Genomic DNA, 345 nt, shown 5'->3' with positions numbered 1-345 from the left:
ACGCGGTACCAATTACAGATGTACTGAACCAAAAAGATTTAGAGTATATGAAAAGTCAGATTAACAGCGAGTTTCAATGGGACAAGGAAAAATTTTCAATCAACTTGGAAAGCTGTCAGGATCATCATTTTAATATCGAGCTAAAATTTTCAAGACCTTTATTTAATAGAGAGAAGAATCTAAGCCTAGTCTTCCTGGAACAAAGCTCGATAGCCGATTATTCGATGTCACTAATTCTACTTAAAAAGGAGAATGGAAAATGGAAAAGGTTATGGTCTCTTGCTATGTAGTACAATAAATTTGACAGTGACCTCCCGGGCTTCATGGTTTATTCATGCCTATCCT

At 35.9% G+C, this 345-nt stretch carries 1 protein-coding gene; it reads left to right on the top strand.

Features of this window, described 5'->3' with window-relative positions; all coding sequences use genetic code 11:
• The coding region (locus HC176_RS19750) for a hypothetical protein (protein WP_209309810.1) at window positions 1–290 on the top strand (290 nt) is incomplete at its 5' end.
• Window positions 291–345: the final 55 nt, after the last annotated feature.

The sequence above is a fragment of the Tamlana crocina genome (assembly GCF_012037625.1).
The sequence above is the reverse complement of the archived record's forward strand: the minus strand, read 5'-3'. Positions and strand labels throughout refer to the sequence as shown.